Raw genomic sequence first — 22,648 nt, 5'->3', positions numbered from 1 at the left:
ATTGTCTTCTTTACTTGTTAGCTAAATCTAGTATTTACCGTTAAACAACTTATACATTATATAAGTTTTTCTTTTTAACGTAAACCCGATATATTTTAACATAAAAAGAGAAGGAATGCGAAAAATCGGCACTCCTCCCCATTAATTACCATCGCTGGTTTTCTAATCTGTATCTCTTTTTCCAGTAATATGAATATTTTTTTGTTTGTTGTGCTCTTTTAACGTACGGGTAAAGATAACTTCTCCTTCTGGAGTTGCTAGAAAGTATAGATAGTCTGTTTCCGCTGGTTTTAAGGTTGCCTTAATCGACATCTCACCAGCATTGGAGATTGGGCCTGGTGTAATCCCTTTTACCTTGTACGTATTGTACGGAGAATCGACTTCTAAATCTCGATAAAGTACACGGTCTTTATGTGCACCTAACGCATAGAGCACTGTTGGATCTGTTTGCAAGGGCATATTCTCATCTATTCGATTATAGAACACACTCGCAATCTTTTCACGATCAACTTTTTCTGTAGCTTCTTCTTCAATAAGTGATGCCATCGTTAAAAGCTGGTGAGGGGTATAGGCTTTTTCTTTCATTTCTTCTTCGTATTTTTTGATAACTTCATCTGTTTTACCTATCATTGTAGCCAACATTTCATCTAATGAAACATCTTCATTATAAAATGAATAGGTAGCGGGATATAAGTAACCTTCAAGTGCATACTTAATGTCCTTTTTATCAACTTCATTTGTAATGGTTTTTGGATAGTTCTTTTTCATCTCTTCAACAAATTCTTTAGACTGCACTTTCTCCATTACTTGCTCTTTTGTATAGGATGTATGTTTCTCAAAAACCTCTGCAATTTCACTTAGTTGTCTACCTTCTGGTATCGTCAGCTGAACCTTAGGCGTCCGAGTAACATCTCCTGATTTCATCATGTCAATCATTTGATGAGCACTCATCGAAGGTGAAAATACATACGTGCCAGCTTGAAATCCTGATATATTTTTCACTCTTACGTAAAAGCGAAAGATATCTTTGTTCTTAATCAACTTTTTCTGTTCAAGAATTTGCCCAATTGAAGCTGCAGAAGAGCCTCTTGGAATAACTACTTCAACTTCTTCTCCACTATGCTTTTCTGCCGGCTTTAATGCGGATTGAACATATAGAGCTCCTCCACCAGCAATGACCACAAAAGCAAGTAGTAGTCCTATCATCCATTTAATTATTTTTCGTTTCGGTCGTTCATTAAAAATTTGGTGAGACAAGTAAACAACCTCCTCTCATGCGCACTATTATACTACAAATTATCTTATATTTCGTCATATTCATACAAGTTTACTCTATATTGCTGTAGATAAACTTTTTCCAAGCATAAAAACACCCTGCTAGTCTAAGACTAGCAGGGTGTTTTTGTCTAGCTACGGCTATGCTTTTCTTCTAATTGTTTTTACGCTTCTTCCTCATCAAGGAACGTATTCAACATTTCTTCAATCATATCCCACTCTTCTTCCGTCTCGATTGGTTGAAGCTCTCCGTCTTCACCATTATCACTTTCAACGAAAGCTGAAGCATGAATTTCAATTTCTTCATCGTCATCTTGTTCGCTACTCATTGGATAGTAAAGAACATAAGATTTACCGAATTCTTCTGATTGAAATGTGAAAAGAACCTCGCATAATTGTTCATTTCCATTTTCATCTACAACTGTAATTTGTTTTTCGCCATGTGTTGACATATTATTGCACCTCTTCTTTGTAGTAAAGTTATTTCTCTCTATTATCTTGTTACGCTAGCCCTTTAGTTGCTAACTGCACAAGGTAATGGTTTTTCGTTTGTCTTAGTCTAGCTGTAACTATGAGGAGCTTGCTACACTTTTCTTACTGCTTACTGTCTAGGTATCCTTGCAGAATCATGACAGCAGCCATTTTGTCGATTACTTTTTTGCGTTTTTTTCGACTAACGTCAGCAGATAGTAATACTCGCTCTGCTGCCATTGTTGAAAGACGCTCGTCCCACATAATGGTCTCTATATTAAAACCTTTTTTAAGAAGTTCTGCAAATTGTAAGCATGCTTCTCCACGTGGACCGATTGTTCCATTCATGTTTTTCGGCAATCCAACAACAATTTTCTCAACGGAATATTCATCAATTAACTCCTTTAATCTAGGAAGCGATTGCTTCATTTGATTTTCCGGCATTTTAATTGTTTCAATTCCTTGTGCAGTCCAGCCCATTTCATCACTGACAGCTACACCAATTGTTTTCGTGCCAACGTCTAAACCAAGTACGCGCATTTATGAATCCTCTCGATGATGTTTTAAGTATGATTTAACAAGTTCTTCAATTAACTCATCGCGCTCTAATTTGCGGATGATGTTACGTGCATCTTGATGACGAGGAATATAAGCTGGATCTCCAGATAATAGGTAGCCTACAATTTGGTTAATCGGATTATATCCTTTCTCTTGAAGAGCGTCATAGACAGTAAATAACACCTCATGTACACTAGTGTCGGCTGAATCCTCAGGAAAATTGAATTTCATTGTTTGATCAAATGAACTCATTTTTTTCCACCTCACTCTCTTTTTAATAGACGCACTATGAATTCTGTTCACTCTTATCTAATATTGTACACCAAGAAAAGCGAGAATTAAACGGATTTCACCCATTCTTCTACAAATGCTAGTGCGTTATCAATTTGATTTGGGTCTTTACCACCTGCTTGAGCCATATCTGGACGGCCACCACCGCCACCGCCACAAATAGACGCAACTTCTTTTACAAGCTTTCCTGCATGATAACCTTTGTCAATTAAATCTTTGGTAACACCCGCTATAATATTTACTTTCCCTTCTTGTGCCGATGCTAAAACAACAACTGCCGAACCTAATTTTTGTTTTAAATCATCCATCATGGCACGGAGATTATTCATATCTGTACCATTCACCTTAGCAGCAAGCACGTTCACACCATCAATTTCTTTTACTTGATCTACAAGGCTCCCTGCTTCAATGTTGCTTAATTTTGTAGCTAATGACTCATTTTCACGTTGTAATTGACGAATTTCATCAAGAAGTCCTTCTACACGTGTCATGATATCACGAGGGTTTGCCTTAATTTTTGTAGCAACATCTTTTAATAATAACACTTGGTCATTCATTAGTTTGTAAGCAGCTTCACCTGTTACAGCTTCAATACGTCGTGTTCCTGCTCCAATTCCTGATTCCGAAATAATTTTAAACAAGCCAATGACTGATGTATTCGGAACGTGGCAACCACCACATAATTCTAAGCTGTACTCACCAACTTGAACAACGCGTACAATGTCACCATATTTTTCACCAAATAAAGCCATTGCTCCCATTTCTTTTGCTTCATCTAATGATTTATTTTCAATTTGCACGTCAATGCTATTCCAAATCTTTTCGTTCACAATCGTTTCAATTTGCTCAATCTCTTCTTGTGTCACCTGTCCAAAGTGCGAGAAGTCAAAACGTAAACGATCCGACGTTACTAACGAACCAGCTTGGTTAACATGCGTTCCTAGTACATCTTTTAATGCTTGGTGCAATAAGTGTGTCGCAGTGTGATTTTTAACAATGTGACCACGCTTTTCTTGATGAACCTGAGCTGTATATGTGTCACCTTTTGAAAGTGTACCTTCTACAATTTGAACTGTGTGTAAATGTTGACCATTTGGTGCTTTTTGAACGTCTTTTACAATCGCTTGTGTTGTACTATTTTGGATTGTACCTTGGTCAGCTATTTGTCCACCACTTTCTGCATAGAAAGGTGTTTCTTTTAAGATCACTTGTACTTCTTCACCAGCTTTGGCTTCTTCAACTAAATCACCATTTATAACAATTGCCTCAACAAATGTTTCAACCGTGTACTTATCATAACCTACAAATGCACTCTCTACTTTTAGATCACCTAGCATGCCACCTTGAACTTGCATGGAGTTAGAATCTTGACGAGCTGCACGAGCACGCTCACGCTGTGCTTCCATTTCACGTTCAAAGCCCTCGTGATCAACCTTCATGTTCTCATCTTCTGCATACTCTTCCGTTAGTTCTACTGGAAAACCGTACGTATCGTATAAGCGAAACACATCTGTGCCTTCAATTGTATTGCTACCTTTATCTTTTTCTTTCTTAATAACTGTCGCTAAGATTGCAAGACCTTCATTTAACGTTTCATGGAAACGCTCTTCTTCGTTTTTCATCACGCGTTGAATAAAGTCTGTTTTTCCTTTTACTTCTGGATAGAAGTCAACCATAATTTCAGCCACAACAGGAACGAGTTCATACATAAATGGTCGATTAATGTTTAGCTTTTTCGCATAACGAACAGCACGACGTAATAGACGACGCAATACATAACCGCGTCCTTCATTTGATGGAAGAGCACCATCTCCTACTGCAAATGTCACCGTACGAACATGGTCAGCGATAACTTTAAATGCCACATCTTTTTCTACATCTGTACGATATTTCTCACCAGAAATGCTTTCTGTTGCTTCAATAATGGGCATAAAAAGATCTGTATCAAAGTTCGTTGGTACATCTTGAATAACAGATACCATACGCTCTAACCCCATACCTGTATCAATATTCTTCTTTGGAAGCGGAGTGTATGTGTTATCTGGGTTATGATTAAATTGTGAAAACACTAAGTTCCATATTTCTAAGTAACGCTCATTTTCTCCACCTGGGTAAAGCTCAGGGTCATTTACATCATTTCCATACGCTTCACCACGATCATAGAAAATTTCTGTATTTGGACCACTTGGGCCTTCACCAATATCCCAGAAGTTACCTTCCAAACGAATAATGCGCTCTTTTGGAACGCCCATTTTTTCATTCCAAATTGTAAATGCTTCTTCATCTTCAGGGTGAATCGTAACGGATAATTTTTCAGGATCAAATCCAATCCATTTATCACTTGTTAGGAACTCCCAAGCCCACTCGATGGCTTCTACTTTAAAGTAATCACCGATTGAGAAATTCCCTAACATTTCAAAGAATGTATGGTGACGAGCTGTTTGCCCTACATTTTCAATATCATTTGTACGAATTGATTTTTGCGCATTGCAAATACGTGGATTTTCAGGAACAACACGACCGTCAAAGTATTTTTTTAGTGTTGCTACTCCACTGTTAATCCATAAAAGGGAAGGGTCTTCATGTGGAACAAGGGAAGCGCTTGGCTCTACATCGTGTCCTTTTTCTTGAAAAAAATCTAAATACATTTGACGAACTTGAGCTGATGTCAATTTTTTCATTTCAATAACCTCCTAATAAAATAACTTACTTTTTTGCATACAAAAAAACCCTCATCCCATAACAGGGACGAGAGTTTTGCTCGCGGTACCACCCTGATTATGAACCATTTTCGTAAATGGTTCATCACCTCAATAGCTTTAACGTAGCCATTACGGCAGAGTTTATCTGCACTCCAGATTAGCGTTCTGTTACTCTTCATCTAGAATTTCTCTCAGCCATGGAAATTCCTCTCTGAAAAAGATGGGCTGTAACATACTCGATCCTTCATCGATTTACAGTTATGTAACGGTTTCTTATGGCGATATTATGACAAATTACACACCCTTTGTCAATGTTTGAAAACATCAGTACGCAAATGAAGAATGGAAACTTTTAAAACCGAGAGAATAGGAACGGCTAAAATAAGGCCAATGATTCCTCCAAGCTCTCCTCCTAAAAGAAGAGCAAACATAATGAACAAAGGATGAATGTGTAGACTTTTTCCAACAATTAAAGGAGAGAGAACGTTACCTTCTAAAAACTGTAGTGAAAACACAACGCACAATACGATAATGACAAGTTTTGTTGAGATGGTAGCTGCAATGATAGCTCCAGGAATTGCACCAATAATCGGACCGAAATAAGGAATAACATTCGTAATACCAATAATGGTGCCTAATAAAAGCGCATATGGAACGTGAAATAGCCACAGCACTAGTGTAGCGATTCCACCAATAATTAAACAAACAAAAAACTGTCCTCTAATATAATTTCCTAGTGATTCATTGACATCATGTAAAAATCGTTTGCCTGGCTCATGCCATTTTGGCGGAGTTAAAAAAGCTGCCGCCTTCTTGATAAGCGTGACATCTTTTAGCATATAAAAAACAATGAATGGGATGATAACAATGACAATAAATGCATTGAGAAGCGATTTAACTCCTTCCATTAAGCGTGTGACTAAAGAATCAACAGCTCTTTCTAAATCATCAATCCCCTCTTCAATTCGCTCATGAACTCCGTTTGGTAATGTAGAGGTACGCTCATGAATCTCTGTCATCCATTCTTTATATAAAGTGGTTAGTTGAGGGAGCTGCTCGTTTAAATCCTTTAATTGAGCAAGAAAGAGTGGAAATCCTTTATAGATTCCATAACCAATTCCTCCAAAGAAAAACAAATAGATAATAAGAATAGCTAAAGGTCTAGGTAGGCCATTTTCATGTATTTTTTCAATAATGGGGTGGAGCAAGTATGTAATAAATGCTGCAATTAGAAAGGGAGAAATTGCTTTAAAAACCATGCCAACGAATGGTAACCAAAGAAACTGAATTTTAAAAAAGACAAAAATACAAAGCAGCACTAATAACACAATACCTAAACGGTAAAACCATCTAAATGATACTTCTCGCAACAAAATCCCTCCTCCACATTAGTGTGTACAAAAAGGAGAGAATATATATATAAGAGAATATTGTTCACAACACGATAAAACAAAAACGAGTTCCACAACAAAAACCCTTACCTATTTATCCATTCATTTTACTGGATTTTATGGGTAAGGATTTTTAAATAATCTTAAAAGGGTGGGACAAGGAGTTTATCCTTGTCCCACCCTCTCATTTTTGTTAACGGAACGTTTTCATCATACGCTTGCGCATTCTTTTCATGTTACGCTTCGTTAATAAATCTCGACCTTCTGCAACTTTATATGCATAAGCTCCAATTCCAAAGGCAACCATTGAAGGAATAATTTTATTCATTGTACTTCCTCCCTATAAAGGATTAAAAGTTCACTGAACGCTCATCATCTGAAAATAAGTCATCTAATGAACTCAACGTTCCATCCTCTTCAACTTGATGTGTATTTACCTGTCCTTTTGAAATGGTCATTTCAATAAAGCAGTTCCAACAGTAATATTGATTGACACCAATTTTGCCCACATCAATGCTTTTACAATTCGGACACCTAAACAAAATGGACACCTCTTTTTCGTTATCTATTAGTAACGCATTATGTCCATTTTTACTATTTTTATACAATAGAAAGGGCCGAACAGCTGTTAAAGAAAACAGGATGGCAGTTAAATAATTGTTCAATTATTTAACTAACCTTATCGTATGGATAGTTACATAAAATCATACGGCGTAACGTTTTCCATGCCAATATTTGCATCTTTCATAAACGGTACTTCATCGTCTTCGATTTCGTTGTTGATTTGTTCTCCTAACAGCTTCAACAAATTCGTTTGCCTTATTCCGTCATCATTGCGTTTCACACTTAATTGAAATGCTTCTTCTTCTCCGCATAGAATAAGAAATTGTTTACTTCTTGTCACAGCCGTGTAAATTAAATTTCTTCGCAACATTCGGTAATAACTTTTTACAATTGGGAGAACAACAATTGGGAATTCACTACCTTGTGATTTGTGAATAGAACAACAATAAGCATGCGTAATTTGATTGAAATCTTGTTTTGTATACGTCACTTCGTTTCCATCAAAAGAGATGACAAGCATATCTTGTTTTTCTGTGTTTTCTTTTGCATAAAAAAGGGATACAATTTCACCCATATCTCCATTAAACACATTACTCTCCGGTTGATTGACAAGCTGAAGTACTTTATCACCAGGACGATAAACTACATCTCCATGCTTAATCTCCCGTCTCTTTTCTTGTTTTGGATTAAACAACTCTTGCAACTCAACGTTTAACCGATCAATTCCTGCTGGTCCTCTATACATCGGTGCTAATACTTGAATATCTTTCGGAGAGTAGCCTTTTTTGACTGCATTTGCACAAACTTTTTTCACCACATCTGCTATTTGTGATGAATGACATTTAATAAAAGAGCGATCTATTTGAGGGTTGGCTAAATCTTTCGGAACAATTCCTTTTTTTATATCGTGTGCAAGATCAATGATTGATGAACCTTCAGCTTGGCGATATACATCAACTAAACGAACGGTTGGAATGGAATTTGATTGTAATAAATCTTTCAACACTTGGCCAGGTCCTACAGAAGGTAACTGATCCTCGTCTCCTACTAAAATGACTTGTACATCATCAGGCAAGGATTTAAATAGCTGATGAGCCAACCATAAATCAACCATCGAGACTTCATCAACAATGAGCATCTTTCCTTTAATTGGATTGTCTTCATTGTGATCAAATCCTTCTTGACCGTTCCATTTTAATAGACGATGAATGGTAACAGCCGGAAGTCCTGTCGCTTCACTCATTCGTTTTGCTGCACGCCCTGTTGGAGCAACAAGCAAAACAGGAAATACCTCATCTTTTTTATAATCTTTTGGCTCTAAGGAACAACCGTGAAGCTCTGAGTACAGCTCAACAATTCCTTTAATAACAGTCGTTTTCCCTGTACCTGGACCACCCGTTAAAAGGAGCATAGGCGATTGCAAGGCAGTTTGAATCGCCTCTTTTTGCGATGGTGCATATTGTACCCCAAGACGTTCTTCTAATTCCCCTAAAGCAAGCAAAAATTCTGACTCTGGAAACTGGTCTTCGTACTGAGTTTGCGAAAGAAGTTGTTGAATTGACTTTACTAACCCTTTTTCAGAATAAAACAAAGGGGGAAAATAGATGCGCTCTTCGTCAATAATGATTTTCTTATCTTGCTTTAACCCTTCTATTTCTCGCGTCATATCCATTTCATCAATCTGATCTGTACGATGATGTTGAAGAAGCTCTTTTGTACGAGCCAATAGCTGATCTATTGTTACATAAACATGTCCCATTTGGTTACATTCTTGTTCAATAACATATAAAACTCCGGCACGCAATCGATCAGGGTGATTACTTGCCATTCCAAGTTTTTTACCAAGCTCATCTGCACGAGCAAATCCAATTCCTTGAATATCTTCAACAAGCTGATACGGTTGATTTTGAACAATGTCTAATGCATCTTGTTTGTAAGCTTGGAAAATTTTCATCGATAATTGAGGACCAAATCCATAATCCGTCAATTTTATCATAATCTCTTCTAAGCCTTGATGTTCTCGAAGCTGATTCACTAAAGAAGTCGCTTTTTCTTCAGATAAACGTTTTACTTTCTTTAACGAAGAAGGATCTTGCATAATTTTCAAGATGGCATTTTCACCTAGCGCCTCTACAATATTCTCGGCTGTCTTTTTTCCAATTCCCTCAAAAAGATCACTAGATAAATACTGAATAACACCTTGCTTTGATTGAGGAAGCTCCTTTTTAAATTGCTCAACTTGAAACTGCAGCCCGAATTTAGGGTGATCTTTTAGATAGCCATAAAACGTATATACTTCATCTTCATGTAACCGAGGAAAGTAACCGGTGACTACTGCCTCTTTTTCATCAAGAGCGATATTCGTTTCCTTTACACGAATGCGCGTAACATTATACAAGTTCTCTTCGTTATGAAAAACAGTAACAATAGCGGTTCCTTTTATGTAATTGCGATTGTCTTCTAAAGGGCTCATCGTATTTTCACTCATGTCATTCACCCCTTTCCTCACTTACACGTTTTTAGTGCTCTAACGTAGTTAAGACACGCTTACCATTACTAGCCAGCATATGATCAGGCTGTACTTCTAGTGCTCGATCAAACAGTTGAATCGCTTTTTCTTTTTCATCTTTCATTGCATAAGCAACACCTAAGTTATAGTATGCATCTGCATGCTCAGGATCTTGCTCTACGACCATATTCATTTGTTCAATCGATTCTTCTACCATTTCCAATTGAGCTAAGCATAGTCCATATTGAAAACGTGCTTCAGCATCATGTTCGTTTAGTTCCACCGCTCGTTGTAAGTATGGCAAGGCAAAACGCAGTTGGTCACTATGAAATAGTGTTAACCCAAGCATGAAATAAACATCTGATGAATCTAGTCCCTTTTTCATCGCTAATTCGAAGTAGTGTCTAGCTTGCTCTAGCTGATTTAAATTAAAATACACGCTCCCTGCTCCGTAATAAGCAGTAGCTACTGTATCATCGATTTCAATAGCACGTTCATAAAATTTTAGCGCTCGGTCCAGTTCATCTACCGCTGCTAACAAGTTTCCAAAGTTCACATATACAATTGGATCTTTCGGATTCTCCTCGATTGCCTCGGAAAATACCTTTGCTGCTTCTTCAAATTTACCTTCTCTCATATATTCAATACCTAATTGGTTTTTGTCCGTCATCTAATCACTCCGTTACACTTCTTTTATGTAAAAAATAAACTTGTCTTTCATTTTACCCACTGTAATTATAACATAAAAAGAAGGCTTTCTTAACAGAGACCAAAACACATCTCTGTTAAGAAAGCCAATAAAACTTCTTTGCTTGCGTTGCTTTAGAGCAGCTTTTTCCCGTGTCTCTAACGTCCTATGAGACGGAATGAGCTTGCTACCATTTTCTTACTGTTTAGCTACACTTTTCTTTATACATACCAGATTTGTTCGTTATTTTTAAAGACTTTATCGATTGTGCCTCCACCTAAACACTCGTCACCATTATAGAATACAACGGCTTGTCCAGGTGTGATGGCACGAATTGGTTCATGGAATGTGACTTTCACTTGATTTTCATCAATCTTTTCAACCGTTACTTTGTTGTCAGCTTGACGATAGCGGAATTTTGCTGTACATGTAAGTGGCTCTGTTAAATCCTTCTTATTTACCCAACTTATATTTGTAGCAGTAATGGATTCAGAGTAAAGCAACTCGTTATGGAACCCTTGATCTACATAAAGGATGTTCTTCTCTAAATCTTTTCCGACTGCAAACCAAGGCTCACCGCTTCCGCCAATTCCCAAACCATGGCGTTGACCGATTGTGTAATACATTAAACCATCGTGCTTACCTTTCACTTCACCATCAAGCGTTTGCATCACACCTGGTTGAGCAGGTAAGTATTGACTTAAAAATTCTTTAAAGTTACGTTCTCCGATAAAGCAAATACCTGTACTGTCTTTTTTCGTAGCTGTTGCTAAACCTGCTTCTTTAGCAATTTCACGTACCTTTGATTTATCAATTTCACCAATAGGGAACATGACTTTTGATAATTGGTCTTGTGTTAATTGATTTAAGAAATAGGTTTGATCTTTATTTTCATCAACACCACGAAGCATCTTATATTCGCCATCACGATATGCTACACGCGCATAGTGACCTGTCGCTAAATAGTCTGCTCCCAATGTCATCGCATGTTCTAAAAATGCTTTAAACTTAATTTCTTTGTTACACATGACATCAGGGTTTGGTGTTCTCCCTGCTTTGTACTCATCTAAAAAGTATGTGAATACTTTATCCCAATATTGTTTTTCAAAGTTGACTGCATAATAAGGAATACCAATTTGATTACATACACGAATCACATCGTTATAATCTTCTGTTGCCGTACACACACCGTTTTCATCTGTGTCGTCCCAGTTTTTCATAAAAATTCCAATTACGTCATATCCTTGTTGTTTTAAAAGAAGAGCTGCAACAGAGGAATCCACTCCTCCACTCATCCCAACAACAACGCGCGTATCTTTAGGTGCTTTTGTCAACTTCTCCACCTCCAATTATTTATTTTCAAATGAACTTTCCTATGAGGATGACCCAGCTCGCTACACTTTTCTTATTGTCTAGTTTCGCAAGCTAGCCTCTACGGTCAGTTCGCTCCTTCCTGCGAAGTTAAAGAGCAACTTCTTCTCAGGAACTCCAATGCCCTATCAGGCTGATCGCGCTTGCTGCACTTTTCTTACTTCGTTAGGCGTTTGACAATTTTAGCTGTTTCGCGTGCTGCTTTTTCAATTTGTTCCGCTGTATTGCCTAATCCAAAGCTGAATCGGATAGAGGATGCGAGACGATCAGATCCTTTTCCAAACATAGCAACCAAGACGTGAGAAGGATCAATAGACCCCGCAGTGCATGCTGAACCACTTGATGCTGCAATACCAGCTAAATCTAGGTTTACAAGCATCGATTCCACATTTGTGCCTGGAAACGAAACGTTTAGTACATGTGGTAACGATTGATCAAGGTATCCATTCATGGAGAATGAAATTCCCTCTTCTTCAAACACGTTCACCATTACTTGTTTATATGCTTTATATTCATCTGCTCGCTTTTGCAGAGTATGTTGAGAGATCTTAACAGCTTCTTCAAAACCTACAATGTTTGTAACATTTTCTGTACCTGCTCGTCGCTTACGCTCTTGTTCTCCACCAAAAAGGAGCGGTGACAGCGTAACAGAAGGTGATGCATATAAAAAGCCAATCCCCTTCGGTCCATTAATCTTATGAGAAGATACGGATAGAAGATCGACATCTAATTCTTGCACATTCAACGGAATTAATCCATAAGCTTGCACTGCATCAGTATGAAAATATGCTTGATGCTCTTTTAAAAGCTCTCCAATTTCCTTAATTGGCTGAATGGTTCCTACTTCATTGTTTCCATACATAACAGATACAATAATCGTTTGATCGGTTAAAGCGTTTTTAACATCTTTAACCGTTACTTCACCTTTATCGTTCACAGGTAAATACGTAACGTCAAATCCTTGTTGCTCTAAATATTGACATGTGTGTAGTATAGCATGGTGTTCAACTTGAGTTGTAATAATATGATTTCCTTTATGACGATTCGCTAATGCAACTCCTATCAATGCCATATTATCAGCTTCTGTTCCACCACTTGTAAAAATAATGTCGTTTGCACGAGCTCCAATACTTGATGCCATTGTTTGACGCGCTTCATCTAAGAAACGTCGACTTTCACGTCCAAAATGATGAATGCTTGATGGGTTTCCAAAATATTCATGCATGAACGTTGTCATCTTATCTATAACTGCTGGATGCATAGGAGACGTTGCTGCATGATCTACATAAATTCGATCCATTACGATCACTCCTTTTCCTACTTTTATCCTCACCGATTCTTTCATAATCACTCTATTTTTTTATATGTTAAACCTGCACTAAAACCTGTTCAATAGATAGTAAATTGAGAAAAAGAATAACTTCATGCAACATCCCTTGCCCACCTATCCAATGAGATGATTGGATTCAGGTAGCAAGGGATGTCGCGAGCTGGATGAAAGAGGTGCTTTTCACTCCTCTTGACACAGCCCCTATATATAGAGAACACCTTAAATATAAAACATGTAAGATTCTTGTTCTCCATCTGAATAATTTGCTAAGTCTTCTAATGTAGTGCTATTTAATACTTCTTTTACTGCATCACGAATGCGAATCCAAAGCTCTCTTTTAGCTGGCTCTTCATCTTCTAAGCCTTCTACAGGACTGATTGGTCCTTCTAACACGGAAATAATGTCCCCTGCTGTAATTGTAGCGGGTTCATTCGCTAAAATATATCCTCCATAAGCACCTCGTACACTTTTTACCAAACCTGCATTACGTAATGGTGAAATCAGTTGCTCTAGGTAATGCTCTGATAAATCATGTGTTTGTGCAATGGTTTTTAGTGATATTGGCCCTTCTCCAAAACGCTTTGCCAATTCAATCATAATGGTTAAACCGTAACGACCTTTTGTCGATATTTTCATACTTGTGCACCCCTTCTATATCTCAAAAAAATCTATTTTGTTCATTCATATTTATAACAACAAGCTTCATTTGTCTACTCATTATTACGTTTAATAAAAATAAGGATGTTGACATTATAACATACTATTCCTATCGGATGCATTTTAGGTTCTACTTCCACTATAATAGAATTTATGGACAAAACAGTAGGAGAGGTTAATGATGACAAAAAAACCACTTGCATTTCGAATGCGTCCCACACATTTAGAGGACGTAATTGGTCAACAACATTTAGTAAGTGAAGGCAAAATTATTCATCGCATGGTAAAGGCAAATCACTTAACCTCGATGATTTTATATGGACCACCGGGAACAGGAAAAACAACAATCGCTACCGCAATCGCTAAAAGCACCAAAACTGCGTTTCGACAATTAAATGCTGTTGTTAATAATAAAAAAGATATGGAAATTGTAGCAGAAGAAGCAAAAATGTCAGGAAAAGTCATTTTACTTCTTGATGAAGTACACCGCCTTGATAAAGCAAAACAAGACTTTTTATTACCGTACCTTGAAAACGGAATGATTATTTTAATTGGAGCTACCACGAGCAACCCTTATCATGCAATTAATCCAGCTATTCGAAGTCGATGTCAAATCTTTGAATTAAAGCCGCTGCAACCAGGCGATATTAAAACAGCTTTAACAAGAGCGATTAAGGATACAACACATGGATATGGAAACCAAACTATCCATATCGAGGACGAAGCAATGAACCATTTTGCAACAGGATGCAACGGAGATGTCCGAGCTGCATTAGGTGCATTAGAATTAGCCATATTATCAACCGAACCCAACAAAGAAAATGAAACAATTATCTCCCTCTCTACAGCTGAAGAATGCTTACAAAAAAAGTATTTTGATCACGATAAAGGCGGAGATGCGCACTACGACGTGTTATCGGCTTTTCAAAAATCGATACGAGGGAGCGATGTAAATGCCGCCCTCCACTACTTAGGACGATTGATTGAGGCTGGGGATTTAATTAGCATTAATCGTCGACTATTAGTCATTGCATATGAAGATATCGGATTAGCAAACCCTCAAGCAGGAGCTCGCACCCTATCAGCTATTGAAGCTTCAGAGCGACTAGGCTTCCCAGAAGCAAGAATTCCGTTAGCTAATGCAGTGATTGAACTATGCTTGTCACCAAAGTCAAATTCAGCATACAAAGCCCTAGACGAGGCTATTGCAGACATAAAAAAAGGACTAGCAGGTGAGGTCCCTCCTCACCTCAAGGATGCTCATTATAAAGGGGCCAATCAGTTAGGACGAGGACTAGCTTATTTATATCCTCATGACTATGAATCTGGATGGGTAAAGCAACAATATTTGCCTAATTCCATCAAAAATAAAAAATACTACACACCGAAACAAACAGGTAAATTTGAACAAGCACTTTCCCACATTTATCATAATCTAACTAGATAATCAGCAACCCTCTCCTCTTGTCTATTTATTTTAATGATAGGCAAGGGGAGTTTATTTGAACACTTTTTATATCGCTCTTCTGATGGAATCATCTTTCATTTTACTAGATGTATAGACAGCTATTTGGTTGGTAAGCATATAAAGGAATATGTACAAAGCCAAATCTTCAAACAATAGGAGTTGAGAGAATGAAAGTGAGGCAAGATGCTTGGACTCACGAAGATGATGTGCTCCTAGCCGAAACTGTATTGAGCTATATAAGGGATGGTTTTACACAGTTAGCAGCCTTCGACGAAGTTGGAGATAAACTTAATCGAACATCTGCAGCTTGTGGATTTAGATGGAATGCAGAGGTACGAAAAAATTATAATCATGCTATTTCGCTAGCTAAAAAGGAGCGTAAAGAACGCAAACGAGCTGCAATGACCACTAACACTAAGACAATTAAAGAGAAAAATCCGACCTCTTCTCCTACTAACGACCGTTACTTTTCTTTTGATGAAGTCATTGGTTATTTAAATACTCTAAAAGACGATATCAAACAAATTCATCACTTACAGTTTAAAAATAAAGAATTAAAAGAAGAAAAAGACGCATTACTAAAAACCAATAAACAATTGAAAGAAAAAATAGCATGTTTATCCAAACAACAGACAACCATCCATGAAGATTATGAAGCATTACTTAAAATCATGGAGCACGCTCGAAAAGAAGTATTATTTAATGAACAATCCAATTAATAAAAAAGAGTCTATGTGAAGCGGGACACGCTCTTCCCTTTAACATAGACTCTTTTTGTTATGGTTTATTCGTCACCAACACGACGAATTTGAATGTTTGATAATAATTCATTCATTACGTGCCCAGCCATAATCAAACCTGCAACTGAAGGAACAAATGCATTTGAAGAAGGTGGCATTTTCGCTTTACGAATTTGCGCTTGATCGTTTCCAACTTCTTTGCGAATATCTTCACGGATGACGATTGGACGCTCATCAGAAAAGACTACATTAATCCCTTTACGAATACCTTCTTTACGCAAGCGTGTGCGAACAACCTTTGCAATTGGATCTGTATGGGTCTTTGAGATATCTGCAATACGGAAACGAGTTGGGTCCATTTTGTTAGCAGCACCCATACTTGAGATGATGGGAATATTGCGTTTTAAACATTCTTTCATTAAGTGAATCTTATATGAGATCGTGTCCGATGCATCTACTACAAAATCAGGTTGATAGCTGAAGAAATCTTCATACGTTTCTTCTGTGTAAAACATCTTCAATGAAATAACTTCACAATCTGGATTAATATCCGCAATACGCGCTTTCATTAAGTCTGCTTTAGGTTGTCCAACCGTCGATAATAATGCATGAATCTGACGATTGACGTTCGTAATATCCACGTCATCTTTATCCACTAAAATAAGACGACCTACACCAGAACGTGCAAGTGCTTCTGCTGAAAAAGACCCAACACCGCCAATCCCTAAGATCGCAACTGTACTTCCTTTTAATGTATCTAAGCCCTCTTTACCGATAGCTAATTCGTTACGCGAAAATTGATGTAACATGCTGTGTAACACTCCGCCTTTCATCTATATTCATTCACTGTTGTATAGTGATAGCTTTCCCTTTTCTACAAACAGCAAACAACGAAACCTTTGTCAATTGCACACGATTTAGAATATATCACATTTCCGATGAAAAGCAAGTAAATCTGTAGGTTTTCTTATGTTCTCGTTTCACAAACATGGCTGCTACGTAATAATACTTAAAATACTTAATATCCTTAACTACTCTTCACACTACAAAATAAACCCCTATGCATGTTAGCTGCATAGGGGTAATCGTTTGTAAGGTATGTATAGTCCCAATCGTGCCGTCCTACATACCAATGTTTTGAACCCGCTCTCGGCAGGTGGGTGCTCTGCTTCAATCATTGTAAGTCCTTTAAATAAAGGCATGTACGCTGATCGAAAACTCCAAGCTCCCAATCAAAAAATGTTAGGTCAAAATAAAAGGAATGAAGACGAACACATCAGGACTATTTAATTCTTGAATGTATCTTACCATAGAAAATTGCACTTTGCAATCAGATCGATTGTCACAATTTAAAAGGAAATTTTTGTATATAAATACCTATCTTTATTCCCTTTTTTTCTTCGTGATTGCAAGGTTTAATTCTTGTAATTGAGCTTCACTTACCTGTCCTGGCGCTTCTGTTAATAAGCAGCTTGCGCTTGCTGTTTTAGGGAATGCAATTGTATCACGTAAGTTTGTGCGACCTGCTAATAACATCACAAGGCGGTCAAGACCTAATGCAATTCCACCGTGTGGAGGTGTACCATATTCAAACGCTTCAAGTAAGAATCCAAATTGCTCATAAGCTTCTTCTGTTGAGAATCCTAACGTTTCGAACATTTTTTCTTGAATGTCGCGCTCATAAATACGCAATGATCCCCCACCAAGCTCATATCCGTTTAACACTAAATCATATGCTTGTGCGCGTACTTTGCTAGGCTCACTATCTAAATATGGTAGATCTTCGCGAACTGGCATTGTAAACGGGTGATGAGCTGCATAGTAACGACCCTCTTCTTCATCATGCTCAAGCAATGGCCAGTCTGTTACCCATAGGAAGTTGAATTTTGACTCATCAATCAGGCCTAGTTCTTTTCCTAGCTTTAAGCGAAGTGCTCCTAATGCATCTGCTACAACAGACGTTTTGTCTGCAACAAATAATAAAAGGTCACCAGCTTCTGCTTGTAGCGTGTCCGCAAACTGTTTTTGCTCTTCTTCGTTAAAGAACTTCGCAATTGGACCTTTTAAGCCGTCTTCCTCTACTTTTAACCATGCCAATCCTTTTGCTCCGTACACAGATACAAATTCCGTTAATGCATCAATATCTTTACGTGAATAGTTCGCAGCTGAACCTTTTACATTAATGGCTTTTACTTGTCCACCACTTTGTACTGCACCGCTAAACACTTTAAATCCACACTCTTGAACAAGTTCAGATAAATCAACTAATTCCATGTCAAAGCGTGTATCAGGTTTGTCTGATCCATAACGGCCCATCGCTTCATCATAAGACATGCGTGGAAATGGAAGTGTGACTTCGACTCCTTTTACGTCTCTCATTACTTTCGCCATCATTTGCTCTGTTAATTCCATGATTTCTTCTTGTGTTAAGAAAGATGTTTCAATATCAATTTGTGTAAATTCTGGCTGACGATCTGCACGTAAATCTTCATCACGGAAACAACGTGCTACTTGATAATAGCGCTCAAATCCACTTACCATTAAAAGTTGTTTAAAAATTTGCGGTGATTGTGGCAGTGCATAAAACTCACCTTCGTGTACACGACTCGGCACTAAATAGTCACGTGCTCCCTCTGGTGTACTTTTGGTTAAAATAGGTGTCTCTACATCTAAGAAACCATTATCATCTAAAAAAGTACGAATTGTTTTTGTAATGTTATGGCGCATCTTAAACGCATTAAACATTTCTGGACGACGAAGGTCTAAATAACGGTATTTTAAGCGAACATCTTCTGATACATCTGTGTTGTCAGCAATCGTAAAAGGAGGTGTTTTCGCTTTATTTAAAACGGTAATGCTTTCTGCTTGCACTTCAATTTTACCTGTTTTTAAATTTTCGTTTACTGTGCTGCCTTCACGAGCTACAACCGTTCCCGCAATATGAAGAACATATTCGTTTCGAACATCTTCCGCAATTTTTAGTGCATCTCCTGATGTTTCAGGGTTAAAAACAACTTGCACAAGCCCACTACGGTCACGTAAATCAATGAAAATAAGTCCACCTAAATCACGACGCTTTTGAACCCAGCCTTTCAAGTTAACTGTTTCACCAATTGCCTTCTCTGTTACTTCACCACAAAAATAGGATCTTTCTAACATGTTTGCTCCCCCTTAAGCTTGTAATTCTTTTAAATGTTGCACTAATGAATCAATGGATACTTCTACTTGTTCACCAGATTGCATATCTTTTACGTTTACAATATTCTTTTGAAGTTCGTCATCACCTAGTACAATGACATATTTTGCTTCATGACGGTCCGCTGCTTTAAATTGAGCTTTTACCTTTTTATCTTGATAGTCTTTTTCAGCTACGAATCCAGCTGCACGTAATGTATTTACAATTGAGACTGATTTATCTTTTGCTGCATCTCCAAGTGTCACAACATAGCAATCCACACCTTTTGAAACAGGAAGCTCAATTCCTTCTGCTGCTAATGCAGATAATAAACGTTCAATACTTAGAGCAAATCCAATTCCAGGTGTTTCTGGTCCGCCGATGCTTTGCACAAGTCCGTTATAACGACCTCCACCACAAAGTGTTGTAATCGCACCAAATCCTTCTGCTTCACTCATTAATTCAAAAGCTGTGTGATTATAATAATCAAGACCACGTACCAAGTTAGGGTCGACTACAAATTCAATGTCTAAATCCTTTAAGTATTGTTGAACTTTTTCAAAGTACTCTTTTGAATAATCATTTAAATACTCAAGAATAGATGGTGCTGTCGCCATTAGTTCATGGTCACGATCTTTTTTACAATCTAAAATGCGAAGTGGATTTTTTTCAAGGCGACTTTGACAATCTGAACAAAATTCATTTATACGTGGAGAAAAGTGATCGATTAAAGCTTGACGATGAGCTTGACGACTTTCCGTATCGCCTAAACTGTTAATAACCAGCTTTAACTTTTTCAATCCAAGTGATTGATAGTACTGCATTAATAAAGCAAGAACCTCTGCGTCAATTGCTGGGTCGTTACTTCCCAATGCTTCTACACCAAATTGTACAAACTGGCGAAAGCGACCAGCCTGTGGGCGCTCATAACGAAACATAGGTCCAATGTAAAATAGCTTCGTTGGTTGATTCGCTTCTCCGTGCATTTTATGAGTCACATATGAACGTGTAACGGCTGCTGTTCCTTCTGGTCGAAGTGTTAGGCTACGGCCACCACGATCTTCAAATGTATACATTTCTTTTTGAACCACATCGGTTGTCTCACCTACACCTCGTTGAAATAACTCTGTATGTTCAAAAATAGGTGTACGAATTTCTTGATAATTAAACGCACGGCAAATTTCACGTGCTTTTTGTTCAACAAACTGCCAATATTCTACCGTTCCCGGTAAGATATCTTGTGTTCCTCTTGGTATTTGAACTGACATAATCCTTCTCTTCCTCCAATGTAACGAGTTTATATTTTATCAATGAGCAGATTAGACAAACGTTTTTGAGCAAACAAAAAAACTCCCACCCCTACAAAACGTAGGGACGAGAGTTTTCTCGTGGTACCACCCTAATTGAAGCACAAAAACACGTGCTTCCACTCAATTCGTTAACGTACGAAAACGTTCATCTCCTACTAAGAAAAATCGTTTCAGAGTGAAACCTCCAGAGTGTTCTTTCGCTAAGTCATCATGTAGAAATGCTTTCAGCCTAGGGCACTTCTTCTCTTTGCATGTGTATTCTTACCTACTTTTCTCCTTCAAAGGCTCTCTTGATATAAATATGTATCTATTAGTTTGACCGTTTAACAGGTCTTTATAAACAAAATTGTAGCAATCAATTGTCTACTATATTACGAATGAAAAGCGTCGTTGTCAAGCACCTTTCATTATTAGGAACGATTTAAATGCTTTCGTAATTTTTGTACATCTCGCAAGGTAAGGCCGAACTCTGACGCTAACTCAACTGATGATGCTTCTGTTTCTTTTTCAACAAAATCGTGAAAATTCACACCGAATAATTGATTTCCTTGTCGATATGAATGCTCACCTTTTTCACTAAATTTCATTCAAAATTCCTTCTTTCTTATGTTAAAGTGTCGAACCCATTGGTGCATATGCTACATATCATGCCCACTTTTCATTCAATTTTTCACTTTAAAAGGAATTTTTTATTTGATAGAGAATACTAGGACGTAATCCATTTTTCCGACAAGGAGATTTCATAGCAGTGAAAAAACGGTTAATGAAGCTAACTGTCTGTTTTATGTTTGGTGCGCTTTCTTTATTCACATCGTCTTATAACCACAAACAATCGCCCAGCCTTTTTCATGTATCTGTGACAGCTAATTTATTAAATGTCCGTAACGGACCAGGCCTCTCTTTTCCTATTATAAATCAAGTCGAGAAAGACAGGATTTTTTCAGTACTAGATGTACAAGGAGAATGGTACGCTGTTCAACTTGAAAAACGCGTTGGCTGGATTTCAAGTGATCATGTTATTGAAACGAGCAACTCTCCTTTCTCTCCGCAACAGAAAGAGGCTCTCTCTGTTCCAGCGTTCACACATGAATCAACTATTTTGAACAATAAAACGATTGTATTAGATGCTGGACACGGTGGAGAAGATAAAGGAGCAATTGGCACTCAAGGAACATATGAAAAAGATTTAACACTTCGAACTGTATTGTTACTGAAACAAAAATTAAAAGCTGCAGGTGCAAGCGTCATTTTAACTCGACAAGACGATTCTTACCTCTCTCTTTCGTCTCGCACCATGCCATCACGCCTTTCTGCTAACAATGTCTTTTTAAGCATACATTACAACAGCATGATAAACGATCAAGTTGAAGGTATTATGACTTATTATTATAACGAACATGAAGATCTATCACTCGCTTCTCATATCCATAAAGAGCTTGTAACATCAACGTCTCTTCATAACAAAAAAGTTCGGTTTGGCGACTATTATGTACTAAGAGAAAACCCTAGGCCAAGCGCATTAATTGAGTTAGGCTTTTTAAGTAACGCTAACGAGGAGACCTACATTAACTCTTTAGATTATCAACATACCATCACAACATCTATCGTAAACGGTCTTGTTACTTACTTTTCTGAACGCGCTGCTCAATGAGCTAGTATTGCAAAAATGGACAGCGATTATTGTCATCGCTGTCCATTCTCTCACTTATTTACTTTCTATAATTAAAGTTACTGGGCCATCATTTGTAAATGAAACATCCATCATGGCACCAAATGAGCCTGTTTCTACCTTTAAGCCTTTTTGCGCTAAAGCTTCATTAAAAGTGTTATAGATGTCATTTGCATAATCTGGCTTGGCTGCATCCATAAAGTTTGGTCTTCTTCCTTTTCGACAGTCTCCGTACAACGTAAACTGTGAAACAGATAATACTTCTCCATTGATGTCGAGTAAAGATAAATTCATTTTTTGCGATTCATCTTCAAAAATTCGCAAGTTAGCAATTTTATCAGCAACATATGCAGCATCTTCTTTTGTATCACTATGTGTTACTCCAACAAGAAGCATTACGCCTTTTTCAATTTCACCGACTACTTTCTCATCAACCGTTACTTTTGCGTTTTTTGCTCGCTGCACTACGACTCGCATAA

General features: G+C 37.6%; 21 protein-coding genes, 1 other RNA gene and 2 other annotated features. Of the genes, 3 read left to right on the top strand and 19 right to left on the bottom strand.

Going from position 1 to position 22,648, the window contains the following annotated elements:
• Positions 1-162: 162 nt before the first annotated feature.
• The 13 genes from mltG to cymR all read right to left on the bottom strand — a co-directional run bounded on the left by mltG (position 163) and on the right by cymR (position 13,786).
• Positions 163-1,257 (bottom strand): endolytic transglycosylase MltG, encoded by a 1,095-nt coding sequence (mltG, locus tag JOC83_RS01260; RefSeq protein WP_239583260.1) that lies wholly within the window; start codon positions 1,255-1,257, stop codon positions 163-165.
• Positions 1,258-1,439: 182 nt separating this feature from the next.
• A complete protein-coding gene (locus JOC83_RS01255) occupies positions 1,440-1,727 on the bottom strand; it encodes a DUF1292 domain-containing protein (RefSeq protein WP_205182736.1) in 288 nt (95 codons plus the stop codon).
• A gap of 142 nt (positions 1,728-1,869) precedes the next feature.
• Complete coding sequence (ruvX, locus tag JOC83_RS01250; RefSeq protein ID WP_205182735.1) at positions 1,870-2,286, bottom strand: Holliday junction resolvase RuvX; 417 nt, start codon at positions 2,284-2,286, stop codon at positions 1,870-1,872.
• A complete protein-coding gene (locus JOC83_RS01245; RefSeq protein ID WP_110111436.1) occupies positions 2,287-2,556 on the bottom strand; it encodes an IreB family regulatory phosphoprotein in 270 nt (89 codons plus the stop codon).
• A gap of 86 nt (positions 2,557-2,642) precedes the next feature.
• On the bottom strand, positions 2,643-5,276 hold the full coding sequence (gene alaS, locus JOC83_RS01240) for an alanine--tRNA ligase (protein ID WP_205182734.1): 2,634 nt from the start codon (positions 5,274-5,276) through the stop codon (positions 2,643-2,645).
• Positions 5,277-5,336: 60 nt separating this feature from the next.
• Positions 5,337-5,554, bottom strand: a binding site (T-box leader).
• Positions 5,555-5,605: 51 nt separating this feature from the next.
• Positions 5,606-6,667, bottom strand: coding sequence for an AI-2E family transporter (locus tag JOC83_RS01235; protein ID WP_205182733.1), 1,062 nt, complete (start codon positions 6,665-6,667; stop codon positions 5,606-5,608).
• A gap of 214 nt (positions 6,668-6,881) precedes the next feature.
• Positions 6,882-7,016 carry a DUF3918 family protein gene (locus JOC83_RS01230; RefSeq protein WP_205182732.1) on the bottom strand — a complete coding sequence of 45 codons (135 nt, stop codon included), beginning with the start codon at positions 7,014-7,016 and terminating at the stop codon, positions 6,882-6,884.
• A 22-nt stretch (positions 7,017-7,038) separates the two neighbouring features.
• Positions 7,039-7,230 carry a hypothetical protein gene (locus tag JOC83_RS01225; RefSeq protein WP_205184714.1) on the bottom strand — a complete coding sequence of 64 codons (192 nt, stop codon included), beginning with the start codon at positions 7,228-7,230 and terminating at the stop codon, positions 7,039-7,041.
• A 152-nt stretch (positions 7,231-7,382) separates the two neighbouring features.
• On the bottom strand, positions 7,383-9,740 hold the full coding sequence (recD2, locus tag JOC83_RS01220; RefSeq protein WP_205182730.1) for an SF1B family DNA helicase RecD2: 2,358 nt from the start codon (positions 9,738-9,740) through the stop codon (positions 7,383-7,385).
• A gap of 31 nt (positions 9,741-9,771) precedes the next feature.
• Entirely contained in the window at positions 9,772-10,431 is a 660-nt protein-coding gene (locus JOC83_RS01215; protein WP_205182728.1) for a tetratricopeptide repeat protein, read from the bottom strand.
• A 239-nt stretch (positions 10,432-10,670) separates the two neighbouring features.
• Positions 10,671-11,783, bottom strand: a complete 1,113-nt coding sequence (gene mnmA / locus JOC83_RS01210; protein WP_205182726.1) for a tRNA 2-thiouridine(34) synthase MnmA — start codon at positions 11,781-11,783, stop codon at positions 10,671-10,673.
• Positions 11,784-11,977: 194 nt separating this feature from the next.
• A complete protein-coding gene (locus tag JOC83_RS01205; RefSeq protein ID WP_205182724.1) occupies positions 11,978-13,120 on the bottom strand; it encodes a cysteine desulfurase family protein in 1,143 nt (380 codons plus the stop codon).
• Positions 13,121-13,369: 249 nt separating this feature from the next.
• Positions 13,370-13,786 carry a cysteine metabolism transcriptional regulator CymR gene (cymR, locus tag JOC83_RS01200; RefSeq protein ID WP_205182722.1) on the bottom strand — a complete coding sequence of 139 codons (417 nt, stop codon included), beginning with the start codon at positions 13,784-13,786 and terminating at the stop codon, positions 13,370-13,372.
• A 202-nt stretch (positions 13,787-13,988) separates the two neighbouring features.
• Between cymR and JOC83_RS01195 the strand changes: the two genes are divergently transcribed.
• Positions 13,989-15,254 carry a replication-associated recombination protein A gene (locus JOC83_RS01195; protein WP_205182720.1) on the top strand — a complete coding sequence of 422 codons (1,266 nt, stop codon included), beginning with the start codon at positions 13,989-13,991 and terminating at the stop codon, positions 15,252-15,254.
• Positions 15,255-15,442: 188 nt separating this feature from the next.
• A complete protein-coding gene (locus tag JOC83_RS01190; RefSeq protein WP_205182718.1) occupies positions 15,443-15,994 on the top strand; it encodes an RsfA family transcriptional regulator in 552 nt (183 codons plus the stop codon).
• A gap of 65 nt (positions 15,995-16,059) precedes the next feature.
• On the opposite strand, the gene JOC83_RS01185 is transcribed toward JOC83_RS01190, so the two are convergent.
• The 5 genes from JOC83_RS01185 to JOC83_RS01165 form a co-directional block, all read right to left on the bottom strand.
• A complete protein-coding gene (locus JOC83_RS01185; protein WP_205182716.1) occupies positions 16,060-16,824 on the bottom strand; it encodes a tRNA threonylcarbamoyladenosine dehydratase in 765 nt (254 codons plus the stop codon).
• A 292-nt stretch (positions 16,825-17,116) separates the two neighbouring features.
• Positions 17,117-17,301: non-coding RNA, 6S RNA (ssrS, locus tag JOC83_RS01180), on the bottom strand.
• Positions 17,302-17,398: 97 nt separating this feature from the next.
• Entirely contained in the window at positions 17,399-19,174 is a 1,776-nt protein-coding gene (aspS, locus tag JOC83_RS01175) for an aspartate--tRNA ligase (RefSeq protein WP_205182714.1), read from the bottom strand.
• Positions 19,175-19,186: 12 nt separating this feature from the next.
• Entirely contained in the window at positions 19,187-20,458 is a 1,272-nt protein-coding gene (hisS, locus tag JOC83_RS01170; RefSeq protein WP_205182712.1) for a histidine--tRNA ligase, read from the bottom strand.
• A gap of 99 nt (positions 20,459-20,557) precedes the next feature.
• Positions 20,558-20,791: a binding site (T-box leader), on the bottom strand.
• Between the two features lie 119 nt (positions 20,792-20,910).
• Positions 20,911-21,087, bottom strand: a complete 177-nt coding sequence (locus tag JOC83_RS01165; protein ID WP_205182710.1) for an RNA polymerase subunit sigma-70 — start codon at positions 21,085-21,087, stop codon at positions 20,911-20,913.
• 161 nt (positions 21,088-21,248) lie between these two features.
• On the opposite strand from JOC83_RS01165, the gene JOC83_RS01160 reads away from it, so the two are divergent.
• Positions 21,249-22,151: an N-acetylmuramoyl-L-alanine amidase gene (locus JOC83_RS01160; protein ID WP_205182708.1), complete on the top strand. Its 903-nt coding sequence runs from the start codon at positions 21,249-21,251 to the stop codon at positions 22,149-22,151.
• 54 nt (positions 22,152-22,205) lie between these two features.
• On the opposite strand, the gene dtd is transcribed toward JOC83_RS01160, so the two are convergent.
• Positions 22,206-22,646, bottom strand: a complete 441-nt coding sequence (gene dtd / locus JOC83_RS01155) for a D-aminoacyl-tRNA deacylase (protein WP_205182705.1) — start codon at positions 22,644-22,646, stop codon at positions 22,206-22,208.
• Positions 22,647-22,648 lie beyond the last annotated feature (2 nt).

The organism is Priestia iocasae (genome assembly GCF_016909075.1).
Classification (GTDB): Bacteria; Bacillota; Bacilli; order Bacillales; family Bacillaceae_H; genus Priestia; species Priestia iocasae.
This window is presented reverse-complemented; position numbering and strand designations above follow the sequence as displayed.

What these genes read in the sequence shown, in the direction of transcription:
- JOC83_RS01255 (WP_205182736.1), bottom strand. Translation starts at nt 1,727, where the DNA reads ATGTCAACACATGGCGAAAAACAAATTACAGTTGTAGATGAAAATGGA.
- ruvX (WP_205182735.1), bottom strand. Translation starts at nt 2,286, where the DNA reads ATGCGCGTACTTGGTTTAGACGTTGGCACGAAAACAATTGGTGTAGCT.
- JOC83_RS01245 (WP_110111436.1), bottom strand. Translation starts at nt 2,556, where the DNA reads ATGAGTTCATTTGATCAAACAATGAAATTCAATTTTCCTGAGGATTCA.
- alaS (WP_205182734.1), bottom strand. Translation starts at nt 5,276, where the DNA reads ATGAAAAAATTGACATCAGCTCAAGTTCGTCAAATGTATTTAGATTTT.
- JOC83_RS01230 (WP_205182732.1), bottom strand. Translation starts at nt 7,016, where the DNA reads ATGAATAAAATTATTCCTTCAATGGTTGCCTTTGGAATTGGAGCTTAT.
- recD2 (WP_205182730.1), bottom strand. Translation starts at nt 9,740, where the DNA reads ATGAGTGAAAATACGATGAGCCCTTTAGAAGACAATCGCAATTACATA.
- JOC83_RS01215 (WP_205182728.1), bottom strand. Translation starts at nt 10,431, where the DNA reads ATGACGGACAAAAACCAATTAGGTATTGAATATATGAGAGAAGGTAAA.
- JOC83_RS01205 (WP_205182724.1), bottom strand. Translation starts at nt 13,120, where the DNA reads ATGGATCGAATTTATGTAGATCATGCAGCAACGTCTCCTATGCATCCA.
- cymR (WP_205182722.1), bottom strand. Translation starts at nt 13,786, where the DNA reads ATGAAAATATCGACAAAAGGTCGTTACGGTTTAACCATTATGATTGAA.
- JOC83_RS01195 (WP_205182720.1), top strand. Translation starts at nt 13,989, where the DNA reads ATGACAAAAAAACCACTTGCATTTCGAATGCGTCCCACACATTTAGAG.
- JOC83_RS01190 (WP_205182718.1), top strand. Translation starts at nt 15,443, where the DNA reads ATGAAAGTGAGGCAAGATGCTTGGACTCACGAAGATGATGTGCTCCTA.
- JOC83_RS01185 (WP_205182716.1), bottom strand. Translation starts at nt 16,824, where the DNA reads ATGTTACATCAATTTTCGCGTAACGAATTAGCTATCGGTAAAGAGGGC.
- aspS (WP_205182714.1), bottom strand. Translation starts at nt 19,174, where the DNA reads ATGTTAGAAAGATCCTATTTTTGTGGTGAAGTAACAGAGAAGGCAATT.
- hisS (WP_205182712.1), bottom strand. Translation starts at nt 20,458, where the DNA reads ATGTCAGTTCAAATACCAAGAGGAACACAAGATATCTTACCGGGAACG.
- JOC83_RS01165 (WP_205182710.1), bottom strand. Translation starts at nt 21,087, where the DNA reads ATGAAATTTAGTGAAAAAGGTGAGCATTCATATCGACAAGGAAATCAA.
- dtd (WP_205182705.1), bottom strand. Translation starts at nt 22,646, where the DNA reads ATGCGAGTCGTAGTGCAGCGAGCAAAAAACGCAAAAGTAACGGTTGAT.